Source organism: Bacteroides salyersiae, assembly GCF_031172035.1.
Taxonomy (GTDB): domain Bacteria; phylum Bacteroidota; class Bacteroidia; order Bacteroidales; family Bacteroidaceae; genus Bacteroides; species Bacteroides salyersiae.
Genome location: NZ_CP133452.1, coordinates 1776606 through 1797691, shown reverse-complemented (window position 1 = coordinate 1797691; position 21086 = coordinate 1776606). Strand labels below are relative to the sequence as shown.

The 21086-nt window shown below is 38.3% G+C and carries 14 protein-coding genes and 2 tRNA genes; 4 read left to right on the top strand and 12 right to left on the bottom strand.

Annotation, left to right across the window (positions count from 1 at the left end; all coding sequences use genetic code 11):
• Window positions 1-102: 102 nt before the first annotated feature.
• The 12 genes from RB604_RS06585 to prmC all read right to left on the bottom strand — a co-directional run bounded on the left by RB604_RS06585 (window position 103) and on the right by prmC (window position 16936).
• Window positions 103-3849 (bottom strand): endo-beta-N-acetylglucosaminidase, encoded by a 3747-nt coding sequence (locus RB604_RS06585; RefSeq protein ID WP_122282109.1) that lies wholly within the window; start codon window positions 3847-3849, stop codon window positions 103-105.
• Between the two features lie 69 nt (window positions 3850-3918).
• On the bottom strand, window positions 3919-5772 hold the full coding sequence (locus RB604_RS06580; RefSeq protein WP_005926731.1) for an Ig-like domain-containing protein: 1854 nt from the start codon (window positions 5770-5772) through the stop codon (window positions 3919-3921).
• Between the two features lie 24 nt (window positions 5773-5796).
• Window positions 5797-7536: a SusD/RagB family nutrient-binding outer membrane lipoprotein gene (locus RB604_RS06575; RefSeq protein WP_007479011.1), complete on the bottom strand. Its 1740-nt coding sequence runs from the start codon at window positions 7534-7536 to the stop codon at window positions 5797-5799.
• A 13-nt stretch (window positions 7537-7549) separates the two neighbouring features.
• A complete protein-coding gene (locus tag RB604_RS06570; protein ID WP_005926737.1) occupies window positions 7550-11020 on the bottom strand; it encodes a SusC/RagA family TonB-linked outer membrane protein in 3471 nt (1156 codons plus the stop codon).
• Between the two features lie 522 nt (window positions 11021-11542).
• A tRNA-Leu gene (locus RB604_RS06565) sits at window positions 11543-11626 on the bottom strand.
• A gap of 14 nt (window positions 11627-11640) precedes the next feature.
• Window positions 11641-11713, bottom strand: a tRNA-Gly gene (locus tag RB604_RS06560).
• A gap of 750 nt (window positions 11714-12463) precedes the next feature.
• Window positions 12464-12910 carry a Rieske (2Fe-2S) protein gene (locus tag RB604_RS06555; protein WP_007479012.1) on the bottom strand — a complete coding sequence of 149 codons (447 nt, stop codon included), beginning with the start codon at window positions 12908-12910 and terminating at the stop codon, window positions 12464-12466.
• Between the two features lie 13 nt (window positions 12911-12923).
• Window positions 12924-14267: an argininosuccinate lyase gene (gene argH / locus RB604_RS06550; protein ID WP_007479013.1), complete on the bottom strand. Its 1344-nt coding sequence runs from the start codon at window positions 14265-14267 to the stop codon at window positions 12924-12926.
• A gap of 118 nt (window positions 14268-14385) precedes the next feature.
• A complete protein-coding gene (locus RB604_RS06545) occupies window positions 14386-14796 on the bottom strand; it encodes an SRPBCC family protein (protein ID WP_005926745.1) in 411 nt (136 codons plus the stop codon).
• Window positions 14797-14904: 108 nt separating this feature from the next.
• Entirely contained in the window at window positions 14905-15543 is a 639-nt protein-coding gene (pyrE, locus tag RB604_RS06540; protein WP_005926748.1) for an orotate phosphoribosyltransferase, read from the bottom strand.
• A gap of 80 nt (window positions 15544-15623) precedes the next feature.
• The gene (locus tag RB604_RS06535; protein ID WP_007479014.1) at window positions 15624-16103 is read right to left on the bottom strand and encodes a regulatory protein RecX; all 480 of its coding nucleotides are present in this window, start codon (window positions 16101-16103) and stop codon (window positions 15624-15626) included.
• Window positions 16100-16936, bottom strand: a complete 837-nt coding sequence (prmC, locus tag RB604_RS06530) for a peptide chain release factor N(5)-glutamine methyltransferase (protein WP_007479015.1) — start codon at window positions 16934-16936, stop codon at window positions 16100-16102. The genes RB604_RS06535 and prmC overlap by 4 nt, the downstream gene beginning before the upstream one ends.
• Before the next feature lie 56 nt (window positions 16937-16992).
• On the opposite strand from prmC, the gene ribD reads away from it, so the two are divergent.
• The 4 genes from ribD to RB604_RS06510 all read left to right on the top strand — a co-directional run bounded on the left by ribD (window position 16993) and on the right by RB604_RS06510 (window position 21061).
• Window positions 16993-18048, top strand: coding sequence for a bifunctional diaminohydroxyphosphoribosylaminopyrimidine deaminase/5-amino-6-(5-phosphoribosylamino)uracil reductase RibD (gene ribD, locus RB604_RS06525; RefSeq protein WP_055293421.1), 1056 nt, complete (start codon window positions 16993-16995; stop codon window positions 18046-18048).
• A 124-nt stretch (window positions 18049-18172) separates the two neighbouring features.
• Window positions 18173-19552 (top strand): BamI family beta-barrel-assembly machinery protein, encoded by a 1380-nt coding sequence (bamI, locus tag RB604_RS06520; RefSeq protein ID WP_005926758.1) that lies wholly within the window; start codon window positions 18173-18175, stop codon window positions 19550-19552.
• Between the two features lie 65 nt (window positions 19553-19617).
• Window positions 19618-20322: a type IX secretion system protein PorG gene (porG, locus tag RB604_RS06515; protein ID WP_005926761.1), complete on the top strand. Its 705-nt coding sequence runs from the start codon at window positions 19618-19620 to the stop codon at window positions 20320-20322.
• Between the two features lie 4 nt (window positions 20323-20326).
• On the top strand, window positions 20327-21061 hold the full coding sequence (locus RB604_RS06510; RefSeq protein WP_005926764.1) for an isoprenyl transferase: 735 nt from the start codon (window positions 20327-20329) through the stop codon (window positions 21059-21061).
• Window positions 21062-21086: the final 25 nt, after the last annotated feature.

Genomic DNA, 21086 nt, shown 5'->3' with positions numbered 1-21086 from the left:
TAAAACAAAAGGAGCTGCTATATGTTATTATTTACATTATATAACAATAACAGCTCCCCTTCTATCAAAATATAGATATAATATTGAGGTTAATACCTAATATTACTTCTTTATTACTTTCAATGCTTTTAGAATCTTAGTATCCTGTTTTATATTAATAAAATAAATACCAGCAGCACCATTTACACTTAAATGGATATTTTCGCCATCGGCTACCGTAGTTTCTTTTGCATCAATCATTTTTCCTGCAGCATCAAATACTTCAATAGCGTATGTACCCTCGTTTGCAAAACGAATATTCAATTCATCTACAAACGGATTCGGGTAAGCATTATAAGCAATTTCCAATTCGTTATCAGCAAAACCGACTCCACCATCTGTCACTGTTACCGAACGATAAGTTTTGGATACTGATCCCCAACCGTTCTCCAATGTCAAAATAGCGTTGAATTCACCTTCTGAAGGATAAGCTGCTACTACACTACCGGCTTCACCCGTTCCTGTAATATCACCTTGAATTTGAGCCTCTTCTAATTTCCAAGATGGTTTAGTTTCAACTTTAAAGATACTACCAGAAATAAATGGTGCACCTGTTCCATAAGTGATATCTACCGGAACATATTGGTTCACACCCTGGGAAACTGTCTTAATTTCGGTCATATAACCTTTTAAAGTCTTATTACTTCCTGTACTGAGAATTTCATTATTCTCATTCGGTTCAGTTTCAAAATCCCAGTAGCCAATCAACGACTCCGGTATTACAGTTTGATGCTCCATTGACTTTTTCACTTCTTCAGCAGTCAGCCCTTTATTATATAATTGGAATTCATCTAAATATCCATCAAAGCCTGCTCTATTGGCAGCAATACCACCTACCATAATCGTATAAGAATTCTTCCAGTCCTTTACATTCGTTATACCACCTCCGGAATTAATCAGCTTACCATTAACATATAACGATACATTACGTCCATTTTGATAATCAACAACAACTGCCAAATGATACCATTGATTAGGAACAAAAGTAAAGTCCTCTGCTATAATTTTAGTTTCCGAACCTGCTCCAGATTCTTTTTTCTTCAAATTAAACGATAACTTATTATCCGAAGCTTGGATATGAGTCCAAAGCCATCCCCAATCGCTATCGGGCCAACGATCTTCAGCAGCACGTATATTTAAAAGATGCGTACCATCGCTTATGTGATTAAATACAGCCGGTTTGAACCAAAAAGCAATGGTAAAAGGAGACTGGCTATTAAAATTCAATTGATCGGCTGGAACTCCAAAAGCAATTTCATTTAATCTTAAGCCACGCGAAACATATCCATCTGCATTACGTCCGATATATTTATATGTTACCTTATCACCCTTTTCTATTGAAATGGGACTATCGCTGTCATTGGCCGTCAGCGTTTTTATTTCCGGCATAGCCCCTACTTCTTCAGAAGAAATCTGAATCAAGGCTTGATGTAATTCTATGTTTTCCCCAGAAGTAATACGAAGATCATAAATACCAATTTCACTAAGAGCTGTTTCAAGTGATACAGAACTCGGGAAGTCTTTTACAACAACACCTGTCTGCGCATTCAGAATTTCCCACTTATCAGCCGGTGCATGAGTCGGATCAATATATTTAATCGCAAATGTCTCACCACTCTTAATCACCGGTTTATCGATTTCAATACCTTCTACAGTTGAATTATCCGGTGTATCCAACCATCCTGTCCATGCAATTTCTGATTCACTCTTACCGTCCAAAGCAACAGCCGATACTCCTAACTTAACCTTTTTATCACCATTTACATCAAACGGAGCACTCACTACATAAGCAGCCCATGAAGTAGTAGCCGTACACATAACAGGTTCACCACCTTCTTGTTGGATATAAATCTTATAATACCAAGTATTGACATCTTCATTATAAATAGGATCTTCCGGATGAGCAGCATCACGATCTTTCATCTTAAAGAACACTTTGAAATCCAATCCCTTATAATTGGCAGCCAACAACTTCTGATTGGTAATTATCGGCTGATTCGGAGTTAGAGCATCAGAACGTGTTAATGAAATTTCTCCAATCAACACTTTAAAATCCGCAGATGTCTTTTCAAATCTTAAACCGAGCATAGCAAGCGTCTCTTTGTTCAATCTCAAAGTACCGGGAAGCGTACCTACTTTAATTGTCTTTGCAACCCATTCCTTGCTTGAAGTAATATTATTTCCAACAGTAGCCGAAACTTCTGTACCTTCCTTACCTTCTGCAGAACATGCAACAGCTACAGAACCTGTACCGCTGACAACTTTATAACGAATAGTCAGCACATCACCACTTTTCAGCGAATATTGTGTTTTAAACAGATGAAGATATTCTCTATCTGTTTGGCCTGCTATAGAAAGACAAGAACCACCAAACCAAGCATCGTCCCAAGTAAATTCTGCTTTCAAACCTTTGCTCGGCACATCTGTCACATCTCTTCCCATAAAATTGGCAGTAAACCACCATCTCCATGTAGGTAAATAATCCTGCATACCAATATTGTACCATTCATTTTTGAATGTTGTTTCACCTTTCACATTAAAGAAAGTACCGTTACCCAAATTAAAATAAGTAACAAAAGGCTCTGCAGCCAAATCATCGGAAGCTAATACACTACGTGCCGTAATGAATTTAGAGAATCCATGGAAATCTGTAGCAGTGGTAGAATGTCTCAATATATTTTGGATTTTCAAATCATTTACGGGATTATAAGTAGACCCTGTAAATACATTCTCACTAATCAACTGATACGTTTTTTGTTTAGTCAACGGACTAGATCCCAACTCACCTCTTCCTTCAAAAATCATATTCATATTGTGTGCTCCCCAAATACCTACAGATATTTCAGCATTCTTCAAAGCAACCCAATCGGCCACAGATCTGCCTTGAAAGTCCATACCACCATATACATCATAAGAGGAACGTCCCGCAAAACTTTTTGCTGTACTCTGAGAAGTAGACAAACCACTTGCACCCCAGTTATAATTCATAAAATATGCATCGGATGTAGGATTTCCATTCCAGTGGAACCAATCTTGATTTGAAGAACTAAGGGCATCACCTCCCCCTACGGTTCCCCCGCTCGTCATCAAAGAGTACCATGCATTCGTAAAATACGGCCACTTTGCTGCTTCACGCTTGGCAAAACACTGAGACAACAATGTCTTCAATCCATCAGCACTTAAACCACTACCAATACTAAACTCTGAATTATAACCTATTCCATCAATACCATAATAACGCAGAAATTTCAATAATTTATCTGCACCACCATCGATCATAGCTTTCATTGTTTGTCCATGGCCACCATCAGTAGCGGTAACTGTTGAAGCCCAAGGCACGGAAGCCAGCGTCGATGTTCTTACGCCATTCTTATGGCAAATATCAGTAAAAGCACCGGCCATACGAATCATAGGAGCAGTCCAATTACCATAAATATCCACATAGCTCCACATACTAAACACTTCGGAATCAAAAAAGTAAGAAGGAAGTGATTTCCACCCCCCACCATCAGCAGTACCGATTGGACACCACCAGATCAGTTTTCTATCCGGAGTCATTTCCGGATCAACTTGTGTAGCCGAATTGATGAAACGTTCTTTAGGCTTCACACGAGAAATAAAGAATTCTTCATCTTCAGCTGCTGTATCTGAAAATAAAGGAGTTCCCGGTTGCCAATTAGAATAAGCTTCATAAAAAGGCACACTCTTACTACTTTCGTTCACATACATCGAATGCGATGGAACTTGGGCGAATGCCGCACTACTCACTAACAGGCAGGCCCCTACATAATAATGTCTGATTTTTCCCATAAATATAAATTAATTAGATTATATTCCGGAGTACTTCTACTCCGGAACTAAACAGAAAATATAAACGCTCTACAAGTTAACAGTACCATTAATGGTAGCCTGTTTCCCAGCAATTCCAACTTTCAAATTAAAGACCAGTTTCCCATTTTCCACTTTCAATGTACCACTCAATAAACTTACAGTTTCATCATTCAAACTATACGTGACTTGACCTGACAAATCTGCACCTATGGTATAGGTATGTGCATCTTCCAAATTAACATCCTGATCAAAATTGAAAATTAAATAATTTGTGAAATCTCCTTGATCAAGTTCTTCTGGAATAAAAATCAAAAGTTCTTTTGTTGTTTGCCGTTCCCAGCTGAATCTATCATCGAATGTTACATCATAAATTTCAATAATACCGGCGTCTTTCACTGTTATTTCCTTTTCCGCCTTCACTGTATTACCTTTATCATCCTTTATTGAAACTGCTATAGCAGTCTTTCCTGCAGCAATAGTAGTTACAACTCCTTCATTATCCACCGTAGCGACTTGTTCATTAGAAGAAGTCCAAGTATAGCGATCTTCTGGAATATTTTTCACATTAGCCTTTACTTCAGTAGCTAATTTGAAAGATTCACCCGCATAATAAGAAGCAGTTCCATCTACAAAACTAATAGAAGTAACCTTCAATAAAACAATAAAATGGCATTTATCACTCTTATCTCTTGACGTAGCAATAATATCCACTTCCCCTGGTGAGCGGAATACAACTAATCCTTCACTGCCTACCGTTGCTATATTTTCATCAGAAGAAGACCACTTTATAGGCCAGTAATCTGTAATGCCAAAGGGTGCTACATCAACTTCCGGAAACAAATTATAGAAAAGAACATCTTCTATTGTATATTGTGAATTAAGCATTGTCACAGATTCAACATAATAGTCGTTCTTATCATAAATCTCACAACTTGCTGTTACTTTTCGCCCTTCCGCTTCCACTGTCACAACTGCATTCCCCGGCACTCCTCCGGAAGTAACTACAATAAAATATTCTCCAGGAGCCTCTTCACTAAGTCCACGTTTATTCACGACCAACCCTTCACCTGAAGTCGTTACTTTAAAATCAATGCTATTAATAGTCGTCTGGTCATCCGGATATGCTTTATAATATACTACAATCGTGTCTTTCCCCTTATCATCATTATTAATAGTAAATTTATAACTGCTCTGTTCAATCTCTGTAATATCAGCTCCTGTAAAAGACATTAACGATAAATACAATTTTACTTTTACATATACTTCACATTCTATTTCTGCTCCCCCTAACTTAGCCGTTATCTTTATAGGTTCTTCTTGTTGCACATTTTGTGGATGAATACCTATTTTATAGGTACCCTCTTGAGTAGTTTCTTGCAATTTGCTTGCATCATCCACTAACAGAACCGCCTCATCAGAAGATATAAATTCTAATGGATAGAGTTTCAATAAATCCGGATCAATAGTTAGAACCAATGAATCTGAAATAGTACTCGGATTAATATAATATTTACTTTGTTCAAACGAGAAAGTCGGGTCAGTTGGACCAATACGTTCTGCTACTGTCACAATCGCCAGCAAATAACGCCCATCCTGAAGCGTTGCCTTTACAACAGCCTGCCCATAATTAACTCCCGTTACTTTACCAGCCTCATCTATCGTCAAGACATTTCCTTGTATGCCCTCTTCTGGTGTTTCATCTTTTATTGACCAGACAACGGTCCCCGGAAATAAATCTTCTCCTTCAGCAAGTACCTGAAATTGATAAGATTCATTTGGATATACTGTCACTGCGGTTTTAGACATCTTAACATATTCCACATCATCATCTTTACAACCCACCAAACTTAGACAGGCAGTAAATAATGTCAAGATAAAATATACATATTTCTTAGTTATCATATTTTTTTTATTAATAGTTAGCTATTAAAAATTCTTTGGAATGATACGATTATTTTCATCGCGTCCTTCTGTCGGTACATCCCACCAAACACGAGTACCAGCGGTATTATCTCCTCCAAGCGCAACTTCAATATTAGGAATATTCACTTGCTCATTCGAAGTGCTTTCACCAAACGGGATACGGCGTATCTGCAATTCATTATCAAATGATTTATCCGGCCAATTCCTGGGCACTCCGTTCACTTCTTCTACAACAGGAAACAGTCTGGGATATCCTGTACGACGGAATGTAGTCCATGCCTCAGCTGACTGTGGGAAATTAGCAATATACTTTTGAGTGACAATCTTCTCTAATTTCACTTCGTCAGAGTCCCCCTCATCCCATTTTACCCCAACTTGCACACCACGGGTTTGATCCGTTTCACTAAATTCAGGCTGATAATAATCTTTATAAACTATTTTCGTATTAGCAGCCGTCTGTTTCAAATAAGCATCAGCCGCACCAGATAACCCATTCTCTTCAAAAACCTTTCTGATACCTTGCTCATAAAAATCCTTAGCACTGGTACCCCCGACATTCCAATTTCTCAATTTAGCTTCAGAAAGAAGAAAAAGGACCTCAGTCACTTTAAAGAAATTACGCGGCATATATTTCACTTGAAATTTAGAGAATGCCTTGTAACCGTTCTCTGCCGGACTCGGGTCAACAGAGCATCCTTGACGCATACCGACACACTCTTTTGCAACATCCAGTGTTTTTTTACCAGATGTTTTAGAATTAATAACCGCTCCATTTTTAGAAAACCACACTTCAAGCAACGGATTATTATAACGTTTCATGATGTTTTCTAAAGAAGCTCCTAAACGAGAATCCTCCCACTCGGCACTAATTTTATGAAGAGGATGTTGATAAGTACTACCATTATCCGTAGGCAATCCAAAATCTTCAGTAAGCAACCCTATTTCATCATTAGCAGCACTTTCCGCAATAGTCTGTGCGTCTCCCGGATTCACTTTTACCATATTCAATGCCATTCTCAGCCGTATAGAATTGGCAAACCTCACCCAATTCTTCCAATCACCTTTTGAATACCCTTCTTTTTCACCTTCTACCCGTTTCAACATTTCAGCAGACGGTTTTTTTTCTTTCAAAGTAGCAATCGCCTCTTCCAAGTCAGTAAAGATTGCCTTATATGTATCCTCACAAGACAAATATTCAAGTGGATTGGTCTCTTTCAATTTTCGATAGTCATTATAAGGAATCACACCAAAGAAATCAACTAATTCATGCATACTGTAAGCATACAAAATTTGAGCGATTGCTTTCCATTCTGGATTTCCATGACTTTCTGCAAAAAAATAAGCGTGATAAAGTTGCGGAAATAATTTCTGACTCTCACCAAGAGGACCACCATAATACCCATTCGGATAATCATACGTATGATATAGAGGTTGGCCAAAGTCGAATTTACTTTTTGAAACAGTGCAATATCCTGCAAATACATCTATATTGGTATTACGCTGATATTGATATTTATGTTCTCTAAAATCAATCACATATTCCATTGCTTGGCGTAGTTCTCCTTCCAATACCTCATCAGAAACATCTCCCATATCAATTCCATCACCTCCTGAAGTATCACTCTGCTTATCATCAATAATTTGCCAATCCGGATAATCAAACGCATCCCCACAACTTCCCATTATTAAAGAGGTGGTAGCCAATAAGCCATAAAAGAATATTGATTTATATATTTTTTTCATCTTCAAAAATCAATTAATAGGTTAATTTTATATTAAAACCGAAACTACGGGTAGTCGGTAGTGTAAACGAATCGACTCCGCCAAAAGCATTAGCAGCAGTAGCAGATATATCCGGATCTACTGGTGAATCCTTATACAAGAATCCGATATTACGTGCAATCAAAGACAATGTTAAATGTTTGGAAGGGCCTAATAAATCATAGAATGTATATCCTAAAGAGATTTCACGAAGTCGCACATTTGTCCCCTTATAAATGCAATCCAGATGAGCACCACCTACAGTTTCATAATAGTTACGGGCTGTAATTTGTTGTCCATCAGGCAAAGTTACCATGCCATTATTTGTTAAACGTGCTTCTGCACTTCGCTCTGATAATCCTGCAAAATCCATTTCCGCCTGCGTTAGTGAAATTACTTTTCCACCTATCTTTCCATCAACCAAAAAATAAAGAGAGAAATCTTTGTAACTAAAAGTATTATTCCATCCGAAATTAAATTTAGCATTTGTATTACCTAAATAACGACTGTATTCACTTGTCAACACGGGTTTTCCGTCTTGAATCTTAATTTTACCATCATCGCCATATACAAAATCCTTTCCGTACAAGTCGCCATAAGATCCACCTTTAATAAATTTAGTCTGAATTTCCACACCGCTTGCACTCATAATACAATCATCAGTTGTTCCATCCGGTGCAGTATATGTATCCATAATTTTATTATCATTATAAGATAAATTCAAACCAGTACTCCATCTAAAATCTTTTGTAGAAATGACATTATAGTTGGTAGTAAACTCAATACCGCGATTTCTAATTTTACCTGAATTTATTGGCTTTGTTTGGCCGGTAGCTGTAGTTATTCTCATAAACTGATTTTCCATAGTACTCTGATATATAGTTACGTCTAAATTCAGTTTATTATTAAATAATGTCGCATCCAATCCAACCTCGAACGCCCGAGTTGTTTCAGGTTTCGGATTATCAAAAGTCGGATTTCTTGCTCCGATAGTTCCTGTTAACGGATTTGCAAACTGCGCAGCATAAAATTCCGCAGGGATAGAGTTACCAACCACACTATAAGATGCCCTCAGCTTCATCGCGTCAAGTTTGGGCATATTAAAAGGTAACAATTCTTTTAATAAAAGATTACCTCCTACTGAATAGTATGGAAAACTTTTATACTTACCATGAGTAGCGAACTGCTGAAATGCCTTTGACCAGTCATTACGGAAACTGACATCAATGTAACCTTTATCCCAAAATCCTACTTGTGCCGTTGCAAAAACAGCTGTTTCCCAATTTGTAGTAGGGGTCAGGTCTTGTCCAGTTAATAAAGTACCTTTATACCCCTCTTTGTTAGAGCCCAAGGCTCCTGGTATAGGATAAGGTATATTTGGAGAAACATATGTATTATCATTCGTCTTAGTCATATAAATAGAATGATCTTTAATGCGTTTAAAACTGGTACCTACTGTAGCATTAAATGAAATTTTCTCTTTAAATTTCTCCGTATATGTCAACAAATAATCCGAATAAATTTCACGATGGGAAGCTCTTGATCCCCAGTACGTAGCACCTAAGGTTTGATTTTTAGCCACACGAATAGTAGCTAATTCAAGCACTGTATTTTCATCATGAGTCTTATCCAAACTCACACGGGCTTGAGCTGACAAGCTTTTTAAAATCTGATACTTAGCAGTAAAAGAAGCCATAATACGATCACGTAAAGCTTCATCATTGATCGCATCTAACATAAAATAAGGATTATTGATATATGGGTTATTTACCCACGGGAAATTTTGTACTGCCACTCCTTCCAAATTAGGATTCACAATATCATTTTCCACATTCGGATCCAGTGCCGGATTATATACTAATGGATCATCTTTATCTGCAATATAAGTTCTATTTTTATCAAAATAACGTAAATCTACGGCAGAAGGAGTAAGGTATAATCCCGGAAGTGAACCTTTAGCTTTACCAATAACAGGACGATTTATTGTTTTCTGAGTTACATAATTCAATGATAAGTCTAGCTTTAGCTTATCATTAAACAGATTATAGCTTTGTTTGAAAAGAAGATTATGTCTCACAAATTTATTTTTGTCCATCAACCCTTTCTGCGTTGTATTTCCATAAGAAAAATAAGTACTGGAATATTCTGTTCCACCATTCAAAGAAATGGAATTGTTGTAAGTTTGCCCCGTTTTAAAAAAATCTGTTACATTATTTCTGGGATTTTTTGTTAAATAAGGAAACATAGCTAATTGATCATCAGTTATATCAGAGATCTTATTTCCCCAAGCATTATAACGCACCTCACCACCAACGATTTCAGGAGCAAAAGTTTTCTGCTGTTCTGGATAAACCAAAGGTGTTTCTAAAGTTATATTACTGGAAAAATCAATTTTGACTTTCCCCTCACGTCCACTCTTTGTAGTAATGATAATAACACCATTGTTGGCCGCACTACCATATAAAGCAGCAGCATTAGGACCTTTTAATATAGATATATTGGCGATATCATCTGGATTAATAGTAGACAACAAATCACCACCGTCACGAGAAGCCGCCATCAGAATTTCTTGAGATTGTCCCGACATTCCATTTGACATCGGAATACCATCTAAGACTATTAACGGCTGATTATTACCCAAAATAGAACTTTGCCCACGAAGCGTTATTTTAGAAGAACCGCCACCAGCTCCTGAAGAGTTAGGAGTAATCGTCAAACCGGCACTCTTTCCTTGCAATGAATTTACAAAATTTACATCTTTCGCACGAGTCAATTCCTTTCCACCAATCTGTTGAGTAGCATAAGTCAAAGATTCCGCTTTTCTTTCAATACCCATTGCAGTAATTACAACTTCTCCCAATTGCTGTGAATCTTCTTTCATTATAATATTAAAAGAAGTCGCTCCTACCACCGGCAACACAATCGTTTTATATCCAATATAGGAAAACACCAATACGTCTTTATCACCTGCTACTTCAATTGTATAATTACCGTCCAAATCCGTAATAGTCCCCATACCGGTTCCTTGTATTTTGATACTCACGCCCATAAGAGGTTCACCAAACTCATCAGATATTACACCTTTAATAATACGCTTATCTTGTTGTTGTCGTTGCTGTACATTTTCTATATTTCTTTTTTCTTTAGAGGAAAAAAGAACAAGACAATCATCTTTCAGCGTATAAGCCACATTGGTGTTTTTCAACAAATTAACCATAACAGAAGCTAATCTTTCTTGATTAACTTTTACAGAAACAATCTTATCAGGATTAACATCTTTCGTATTGTAAATAATACGAAGCGAAGTTTGTTTGCCAATCTCATTCAAAACTTGGCTTAGTGGAACATTTGCAAAATCCAAACTGATTCTTTTCTCTTCTTGTGCTGTAGCACTCAAAAAAAATGGAATAAATAGGAATAAGAAAAATAGTAAGATTTTAATCTCACACTTTAATTTTTTTTTCATTTAGTATCATTTTTAACATTAACAAAATACTGGTTATTTTCATTCAGATACATGCATTCCGCATCAAAGTCACTGTTACATTAATTACCTTTATCCATGTTTTTCACCTCTTAAATTTTTTAAAACATTTAATTTATATATTATATATACAATCTATTGGAATAGGTTACTAAAAAGAATTCAGAAAAAAACATTTTGCATCATTCTTTTAACAAATCAATATAAGAATCTGAGAGATTAAATTAAAAAAGTATCTTTATCACATGAACATATAATTGCCGTATTAATGAGAAGTTGTTCTACATCACATTTTTTTGTAGTACAATATACAGACTGTAACACAACACATTAATAGTAACTTTCATACACTTTTCGGTTTAACTCTTGGTTTACATGAACCGCATAATTCGTAGGAAATGTTACTTAATTTAAAGCCCGAGGACAGTTTATCTTAAGAAAATACAGAAAAGCAAAAAGCTCCATAAATCAATGATTTACAGAGCTTTATCTAAAGAATACTCGTACTCGAAGCGGGACTTGAACCCGCACAGCCGCAATGGCCAAAGGATTTTAAGTCCTTCGTGTCTACCATTCCACCATTCGAGCATCCTTTCAAAGAGAGCGGAAAACGAGACTCGAACTCGCGACCCTAACCTTGGCAAGGTTATGCTCTACCAACTGAGCTATTTCCGCATTTTTTCAACGGGTGCAAAGATAAAGAGTTTTGTTGTTTCTGCCAAATTTTTTAAAAGGAAAGTTTTGAAAAGAAAGACAAACAAAGTCACCATACAAAGATGCGTCCAATCCCATCTATAGCTTGAAAGCCCTTATTCACCTCATAATCAACTGTACAACAACACATTTACACCTATAACAGACCACCATTGTTTTCATATTTCCAGACATTTAGTAATGATACAAAAAAAAGCACCCTATATTTCCTGCCATAATATCAATCGGACATAAGTCATTCACCAGTCAAAGTCCAAGATATGATTAAAATAACTATTAATCTTAACAAACAAATAATAGTTGCTTCACCAAGTTGCTTTATTAATAACATAATCAATGAAATCACATAAATAAACGAATAATTCTTTGCATACAAACGGAATGATTTATGCCATAAATCCCCATACCCTTACCACTCCTCTTATTGCCCTTTTGTAAATTTTCCATCTATGAAATTCCAGCGATCTGCTTGTTTTTCATTGACTCGTGAATGACCGTGAACCACTTAAACAGGATACATTCTTTAAAAATATCAAAGAAAGAGACTATATGCAAATAAGGGCCATATGGGGAAACACTCTTTGAAATCATATTTCTCAATAAGATACAACTGATAATAAAAGTAAAAAGCCCACCATTGACACGAACTTTGTCAATGACGGGCTATTAAGATTATTCCAATATTATATCGAGCGTACATTATAATAAAAATCAGTTGCGAACCAACAATGTACTTCCATTAACAGTTACATTATAACGCTTTAAATATTCCGTTCCCTCACCTTCGGGTACTCCTCCCGAACTTAAAGCATATTTCGTTCCACATGACGGACAGACAGCATTTCCAAAACCATCTTCCTGTACATTAATGGAAACGCTACGACTGGCTTCAACAGGACAAGCAGCATCAAAAGCAATATAATTATTATCTCCAAATTGCGAGAATACAGACTTACCAAGAATAATACCGGCATATCCCACTGGAATACCATGCGTATTCTTCTCAACTTTAACAAAATAACCAGGCTGTGTTATTGATGGGAAAACAGCAACATTGTAACTCAATTCAAATGCAACATCCGGAATACTCGATTTATAGGCATCATCACAAGCAACGACACTTATAAATAATAATAGAGTCAAAAACAATTTACGCATGAGCATATCACTTTTATGAACGTTCCAATATTTTTTTCTCCGCTTCCTCCATTCCCCGGAAGTTGAACCCTTCTATCACCTTTTGCATCAAGGCAGAGATTTCATCATTACAAAGATTGCCGATACTCCCCTCATGAGTATGATGAACTTGCTTACTATGCGAGAAATTTCCGGCCTCAATATCAAGCCCTACTTTCTTATAAGCATCACGAAAAGGCATACCTTCGCGCGCCAGACGATTCACCTCTTCTACACTAAAAATGAGCAGATACTTATCATCATCCAAGATATGTTCGTTTACTTTTATCTCATTCATAATATAAGTCGTCATCTGCAGACAATCTTTCAATTCCTGAAAAGCAGGTAAGAATACCTCTTTTATTATCTGCAAATCACGAAAATATCCCGATGGCAGATTATTGGCTATCATCATTATCTGCTGTGGAAGCGATTGCAATTTGTTGCATTTAGCACGCGTCAGCTCAAAAACATCCGGATTCTTCTTATGCGGCATAATACTGGAACCGGTAGTGCAATCATCAGGCAGTTTCACAAAACCGAAATTCTGACTATTGAACATACAAGCATCAAACGCAAGTTTAGAAATGGTCCCGGCAATAGTGGCAAGTGCAAAAGCTACATTACGCTCCATTTTGCCACGCCCCATCTGGGCGTATACCACATTATAATTCAGAGAATCAAAACCAAGCAAACGAGTCGTCATCGTACGGTCCAATGGAAAAGAGGAGCCATAACCGGCAGCTGACCCTAACGGATTACGGTTACACATCTTGAAGGCAGCCTGCAAAAAGAACATATCATCCACCAAACTTTCGGCATAAGCACCAAACCACAATCCGAAAGATGAGGGCATCGCTATCTGCAAATGAGTATATCCGGGCATCAATACATTCTTATATCGTTCACTTTGAAGAATCAGCACATGAAACAACTGTTCTACCGCCTCAGCCACCTCTTTCAATTGGGTACGAGTGAACAGCTTCAAATCAAGAAGTACCTGATCATTACGCGAACGACCACTATGTATTTTTTTACCCACATCACCCAATCGACGGGTCAACATCAACTCTACCTGCGAATGCACATCTTCTACTCCATCTTCAATCACAAACTCTCCCCGTTCTGCTTCTGCATAGATATTCTTTAATTCAGCCAACAGCAGAGAAAGCTCTTCTTCCGTCAATAACCCGATACTTTGGAGCATAGTAATATGGGCCATAGATCCCATTACATCATGCTTCGCAAGATAAAGATCCATTTCACGGTCACGACCGACAGTAAAGCGATCTATCTCTTTATTCACCTGAACTGATTTTTCCCAAAGTTTCTGTGCCATAATATTTAGTAGTTAGTAGTTAGTAGCCAGTAGTAAGTAATAGATACTGTGACTATTTCTATCAGAAATAATAATAAAGGTTACTCTATCACTCACTATTTGATCACTTACCGCTTGGTTAATATTGAATCATCGCCAGCATATCCGCCATTTTCTCCAATCCTTCCTGAAGAGGTTTCTGAACCATTGCCTTCATAAAAGGATTCAATTCCATGCCAATAGTCACTTTCAGTTTACATTCTTCATCCCCAGTTGCAACAAGCTGAATCCACATATTAAATGGAAGAGGTGAATTAGTCGTTTCAAGTTTAATGCACTTATTAGGTTCACGCTCAACTATCTTCAACGTCAACTGTCCCACAGGAGACACGGTGAAACTAAGACTGTCCGAATCAAAGCTTATATCTTTCACTTTGTCTTCCGGCAAACGATCTTTTATAGCTTCGAGATTACTGAGATCCGACAATTTCCCGTAAACACGTTCCTGACTGAAAGGTATTACTTTTACCGGACTTTCAAATTTAGTCATCTTATTTTTATTCTTAATAAATTAAAGACAAAAAAAGAACTATCCGAACAATATCTGCCCGAATGGCTCTTCTTTATCTACGTATTAAATATAGTCAAATATCTTTTATTACTTTGCTGCGTCCCAATGTGCCGGGTCTTTGCGCCATTCGTTCAAAGTTGCAACATCCGTATCTTCAATATAACCGGTACGAAGTGCTGCGTCAAGCACTGCTTCGTAATTTGTCAACGTAACCAAAGGTACTTTAGCATCTTTAAATGCTTTCTCAGCTACCGGGAAACCATACGTATAGGCAGCTACCATACCGATCACTTCACAGCCGTCACGACGAATCGCTTCTACAGCTTTCAAACTACTACCACCGGTAGATATCAAATCCTCTACCACCACTACTTTCATTCCGGGTCGGAGCTCTCCTTCGATAAGGTTCTCTAATCCATGATCTTTCGGGGTAGAACGAACATACACGAACGGAAGATTCAATGCATCGGCCACCAACGCCCCCTGAGGAATAGCTCCTGTAGCAACGCCTGCAATAGCATCCACCTGTCCGAATCGTTCCAATATCAGACGTGTAATTTCAATCTTCACAAAATTACGAAGAGACGGATAAGAAAGTGTTTTACGGTTATCACAGTAAAACGGTGATTTCCATCCGGAAGCCCATGTAAAAGGATTAGCCGGTTGAAGCTTAATCGCTTTAATCTTCAGTAACTTCTCAGCAAATAATCTCTCTAAGTTTTTCATAACTAAACTAACTTGATAATTATAGATTGCAAAAATACAGAAATAGAACGAAACGAGAAAGAAGATTCCCGTTATTTTTTTTAATCAGCACATGCTTCTTCCTCCGAAACCTCTATACAACACTTAATATCTTTCATTTCAAAGCCGCGACTCATCGCAAAACGGATCAACTTCCCATTGAGTTCGTATTCATCTTTTCCACGAACACTCTTCCGCTTAGAAGCAAGCAAATCACGCAGAATAGCAAGATATTCTTCCTGATCGATTTCATTCAGATAACGCCACGCTACATCAGAGGGAATTTTTTTCATATACAATCCTTGTCCTATTTTCATTTTCCCCCATTTGGCAAAGCGATATTTATCATTTATAAATGCACGGCAGTAGCGTTCATCATCAATATACTTTTCTGCTTCAAGCCGGGCAAGAATACGTTCTATCGCTTCGTAAGCTATTCCCCACTTTTGCAATTTCTCACTCACTTCTGCCCGGCAATGTTCGGCAGCAGAACAATAGGCGGCAACACGATTCAACGCCTCATCTTCAGTTATCGTATTCATTTATATGCAGTTACTATTCTATCATTACCAGAAATATCTTTTATCACACGGGGATTACAATACCCCAAATCAGCCAACATAGAAACGATCTGTGCACCATACAGACGATTTATTTCAAAATAGAGCTTTCCACCCGGGCTTAAAAGTTTTCGCCCCAAAGCTGCAATCCGGCGATAAAAACACAACGGATCATTATCCGGCACAAACAAAGCCAGTCCCGGCTCCCAATCGAGTACATTCGATTCCATTGCCCTTTTCTCGGACTCTGTCACATACGGTGGATTGCTGACAACAATATCAAACTTTTTTTGCTGTTCTACATCAGCAAACACATTTCTTTTCTCAAAGGACACAGTAGCATTCAACGCTTCATTATTACGACGAGCTATATCGAGCGCTTCATCCGAAACGTCCCAAGCGGTAACCTGAGCATGCAGAATATCAAGAGATAAAGAAACAGCGATACATCCGCTTCCGGTACCGATGTCTAAGATTCGAGGAGTATCAAACTGATTTTCACTAATAATAAGCTCTACCAGTTCTTCAGTTTCCGGACGTGGAATCAACACACCGGGCGCAACATAAAAAGGGCGGCTGAGAAAATTTGCAAACCCACGAATATATTGTACCGGCTCGTTTTTCCGCAAACGTTGCAGAATGTTTTCAAGTTCATGCAGTTTGCTTTCTGATAAATTAATATCTTTGCCCAAATAAATATCGAGTGCATCCATGCCAAGCAGATCACACCAAATCATCATCGTCAGGCTCTTAAGTTCCTGAGGAGGATAAATATCACACAGCGATTGACGGATGTAAGTCGAGACCCGATTCATAAATTCATCTGTTTTGGGGTGCAAAAGTACAAATATTATTAATAAAAGACGGAAAAATGGAAGAAGAAAAATACATGCAGCGTTGCATCGAACTGGCACGAAACGGTTTATGCAATGTATCCCCTAATCCGATGGTAGGAGCCGTCATCGTGCACAATGGACGCATCATCGGCGAAGGATACCATATCCGTTGCGGACAAGCCCACGCAGAAGTTAATGCCATCCGCTCGGTTAAAGATCAAACCTTATTAAAACATTCCACCATCTACGTCAGCTTGGAGCCCTGTTCTCATTATGGCAAAACACCCCCTTGTGCTGACCTGATTATCGAAAAGCAAATACCACGTATCGTCATCGGTTGCCAGGATCCATTTTCAGAAGTGGCCGGACGAGGCATACAGAAGCTGCGCAATGCAGGAAGAGAAGTGATTGTAGGTGTACTCGAAAAAGAATGCCGTGACTTAATACGACGCTTTATCACATTCAATACCCTCCGGCGTCCTTACATTATATTAAAATGGGCCGAATCATCAGATGGCTTTATTGACATCAACCGCTCGGAGGGACATCCGGTAATGCTCTCTACCTCACTGACCTCAATGTTGGTACATAAAAAGAGAAGTGAATCAGACGCCATCATGGTAGGAAGCCGAACGGCGTTGTTAGACAATCCGTCATTAACAGTACGAAATTGGTACGGCAAAAATCCGGTACGAATCGCATTGGACAAAGATCTGTCACTGCCATCCACTTTACATCTTCTCAGTGACAACATTCCAACACTTATTTTTACATCCTTAATACACCCCCAAGAAAAGCATATAGAATATATCACCTTAAATTACCAAAAAGACTTATTACCGCAGATCATGGAAGAACTTTATCACCGTGGATTACAATCCCTGCTGGTAGAAGGAGGAGCACAATTGCTTCAGTCGTTCATCAATGCAGAATTATGGGATGAAGCATTTATTGAGAGAGCCGAAATCAGGCTGCAATCCGGTGTTAAAGCACCTGAAATAAGAAATAAAATTAGTTATTCCACTGAAAAACATTTTGGAGTAGAAATAACACATTACACAAATAAAAGCAGGTTAAACAACCCTATATAGAGGGGTTTCCATCGATAAAAAGCCTGTGATTATCTATAATTTTATATAAAACTTCTCCACAATGTTCAATATCGGAAAAAATGTTCCTATTTTTGCAACTTGTAAATAAACACAATCGTTCAAAATGAGAATTAAGTTTTTATCAGTAATTGTGAGTTTCTTATTTGTATCATTTGCCATGAGTTCCTGCCTTGGCGACGACGATCCAATCGAATATAGCCCAAATGCGTTAGTGCAGGCATTTGAACTCGACAATATATTGGGAGTGAATTATGCTTTCACGATAGATCAGCTTTCAGGAAGAATATACAATCAAGATTCATTGCCAGTTGGTTCGGATACCATTATCGACAGAATCCTAATCAAAACACTTTCGACGGCAGGATATGTCGTTGCGGTAGACGCTGCCGGTAAAGACTCGCTTTTCAACATAGAAGATTCTGTCAATTTAGTCAATACAATGGAAATACTTCCGGACGGAACATCTGGAAAACCTTTCAAATTCAGAGTATACGCCCCCGATTTAGAACACAAGAAAGAATACTCCCTCTCTGTGCGTGTACATCAACAGCAGCCGGATTCCCTGAACTGGGGCGACGGTCCGATAGCCCAGCCTTTTGCACCCGCAATTACCGGCAAACAAAAAGCAATCATTTTTGATAATAACATATTGGTTTATTCACCGGAAGCAACTGCTGTGTACTCCACCGCATTGTCCGATGGAAAGCATTGGGCCGAGAGCCCGATCAGTGGATTGCCATCAACAGACCTCACTTCAATAGTCACCTTTAAAGAAATGCTGTATGCTACAGTAAACGGTTACAGTAAAGTTTATAGTTCAAGTGACGGTAAAAGTTGGACAGATGCTCCGGCATTCGGCGAAGATGTGGTCACACTTATCGCACCGATCAGCAATATTCTTACAGGAATTAAAACCCTTAAAGAAACAAACGAAAAGAACGAAACCGAGGATGTGGAAAGGTTCTTCACGACCGATGGTAGTGAATGGAAAGTAGAAGGAATTGTCCCTCAAAATTTCCCACGCAACAATATCTCGGCAACGACTTTCAACAATGCAATCGGCGTACCTAATATAATGGTCGTAGGTAATATCGTTGAGCCGACGGAAAACGATACGGCAACTATAGCGTGGGGATATATGGAAGGCCAGGAATGGGCGGCCCTTTCAACCGAATCGTCCTATACTTGTCCCATGCTACAAGATCCGTCTATCATGTACTACGGAGATGCATTCTATATTTTCGGAAAAGATTTCAAGACTTTCTACAAGTCTGTAAACGGCATTGTATGGAATGCAGTAGAAAGTATGTTCATGTTCCCGGAGCAGGCTGCCTCAGAATCTTCTGCCACCGGAGGTTTCCGAGGTTGGGAATCTGATTATTCAATGGTAGTGGATAAAAATAATTTTATCTGGATAATGCGAAGTCAGCCCAATGAAGTTTGGCGGGGACGTTTAAACCGGTTAGGCTTTGACAGACAGTAGCCTATATACAATTTTAAAGTTAATCAGCCGTTCTATTAATGGAATAACCAAGTAATAAAACGATTATGGCATTTATCAAAAGAACGCTGATATCATGTATATGGATGCTCACTTTACCGCTTTTCAGTCTGCATGCGCAGGATGACGAAGAATATAGAATGGAATTGGGGGGCGGATTAGGAGGCAGTTTTTACATGGGTGATGCCAATTACACCACCCCATTCAAAAATATAGGAGTAGCCGGAGGATTTATGGCCAGGTTTATCATGAATCCACGAATGTCCATAAAAACCAATTTAATGGCAGGAAGAATATCCGGCAACACGAAAAATTTTAAAAACAAATACCCCGACAACGGAGAAGTTGGTTTTAAACGTACACTCTTCGACCTCGGGGCACAATTTGAATATAACTTTCTGGCATACGGTACCGGAATAGGATATAACGGAGGGCATCGTTTTACTCCTTATATATTAGGGGGAATGGGATTTACCTTCGCACCGGCACCGGCAGAAGGAGTATTTACAGTAAACTTTCCGATAGGGGTGGGAGTGAAATATAAAATAGCCCACCGCATCAATATCGGTTGCGAGTTTACCATGCGGTTCAGCTTAAGTGATAAATTAGATGTCACCAATAAAGAAGGACTGCAATTGAATGATCCGTATCGGATTAAAAGTCAGGGATGGAAGAACAAAGACAGTTATTCATATACCGTCTTTTTTGTGACATATGACCTTTTTTCCAGATGTAAAGAATGTAACAACTAAAAAGATGTCCTATACAGAGCAAATAGATTTTAGCCGGATACCTCAACATGTAGCAATTATCATGGATGGTAACGGAAGATGGGCCAAACAGCGCGGACGTGAACGCAGTTTTGGACATCAGACCGGTGCGGAAACGGTGCATGTCATTGCAGAAGAAGCAGCCCGAATGGGCATCAAGTATCTGACATTATATACTTTCTCTACAGAAAATTGGAATCGTCCGTCTGATGAAGTGGCAGCGTTGATGAGTCTTCTTTTCGATTCCATCGAAGAAGAGACCTTTATGAAGAATAACATCAGCTTTCGTATTATAGGTGATATAGAAAAGTTGCCGGAGAATGTATTGACACGCCTGAATACTTGTGTAGAACACACTTCGCACAACACCGGTATGTGTCTGGTATTAGCACTCAGCTATTCTTCACGATGGGAAATAACAGAAGCAGCCAAACAAATTGCAATACGGGTACAAAAAGGAGAAATTACTCCCGAAGAAATTACCTGCGACTGCATAGAATCACATCTGACCACTCATTTTATGCCCAATCCGGATTTGTTGATCCGAACAGGAGGTGAGATACGGTTAAGCAACTATCTTTTATGGCAGTGTGCTTATTCCGAACTCTATTTCTGTGACACTTTCTGGCCCGATTTCAGGGAAGAAGAATTGAGAAAAGCCATCTGTGATTATCAGAAACGGGAACGTCGCTTCGGCAAAACCAGTGAACAAATCAGTTAACTCAAAACTTATAATTATAACATAA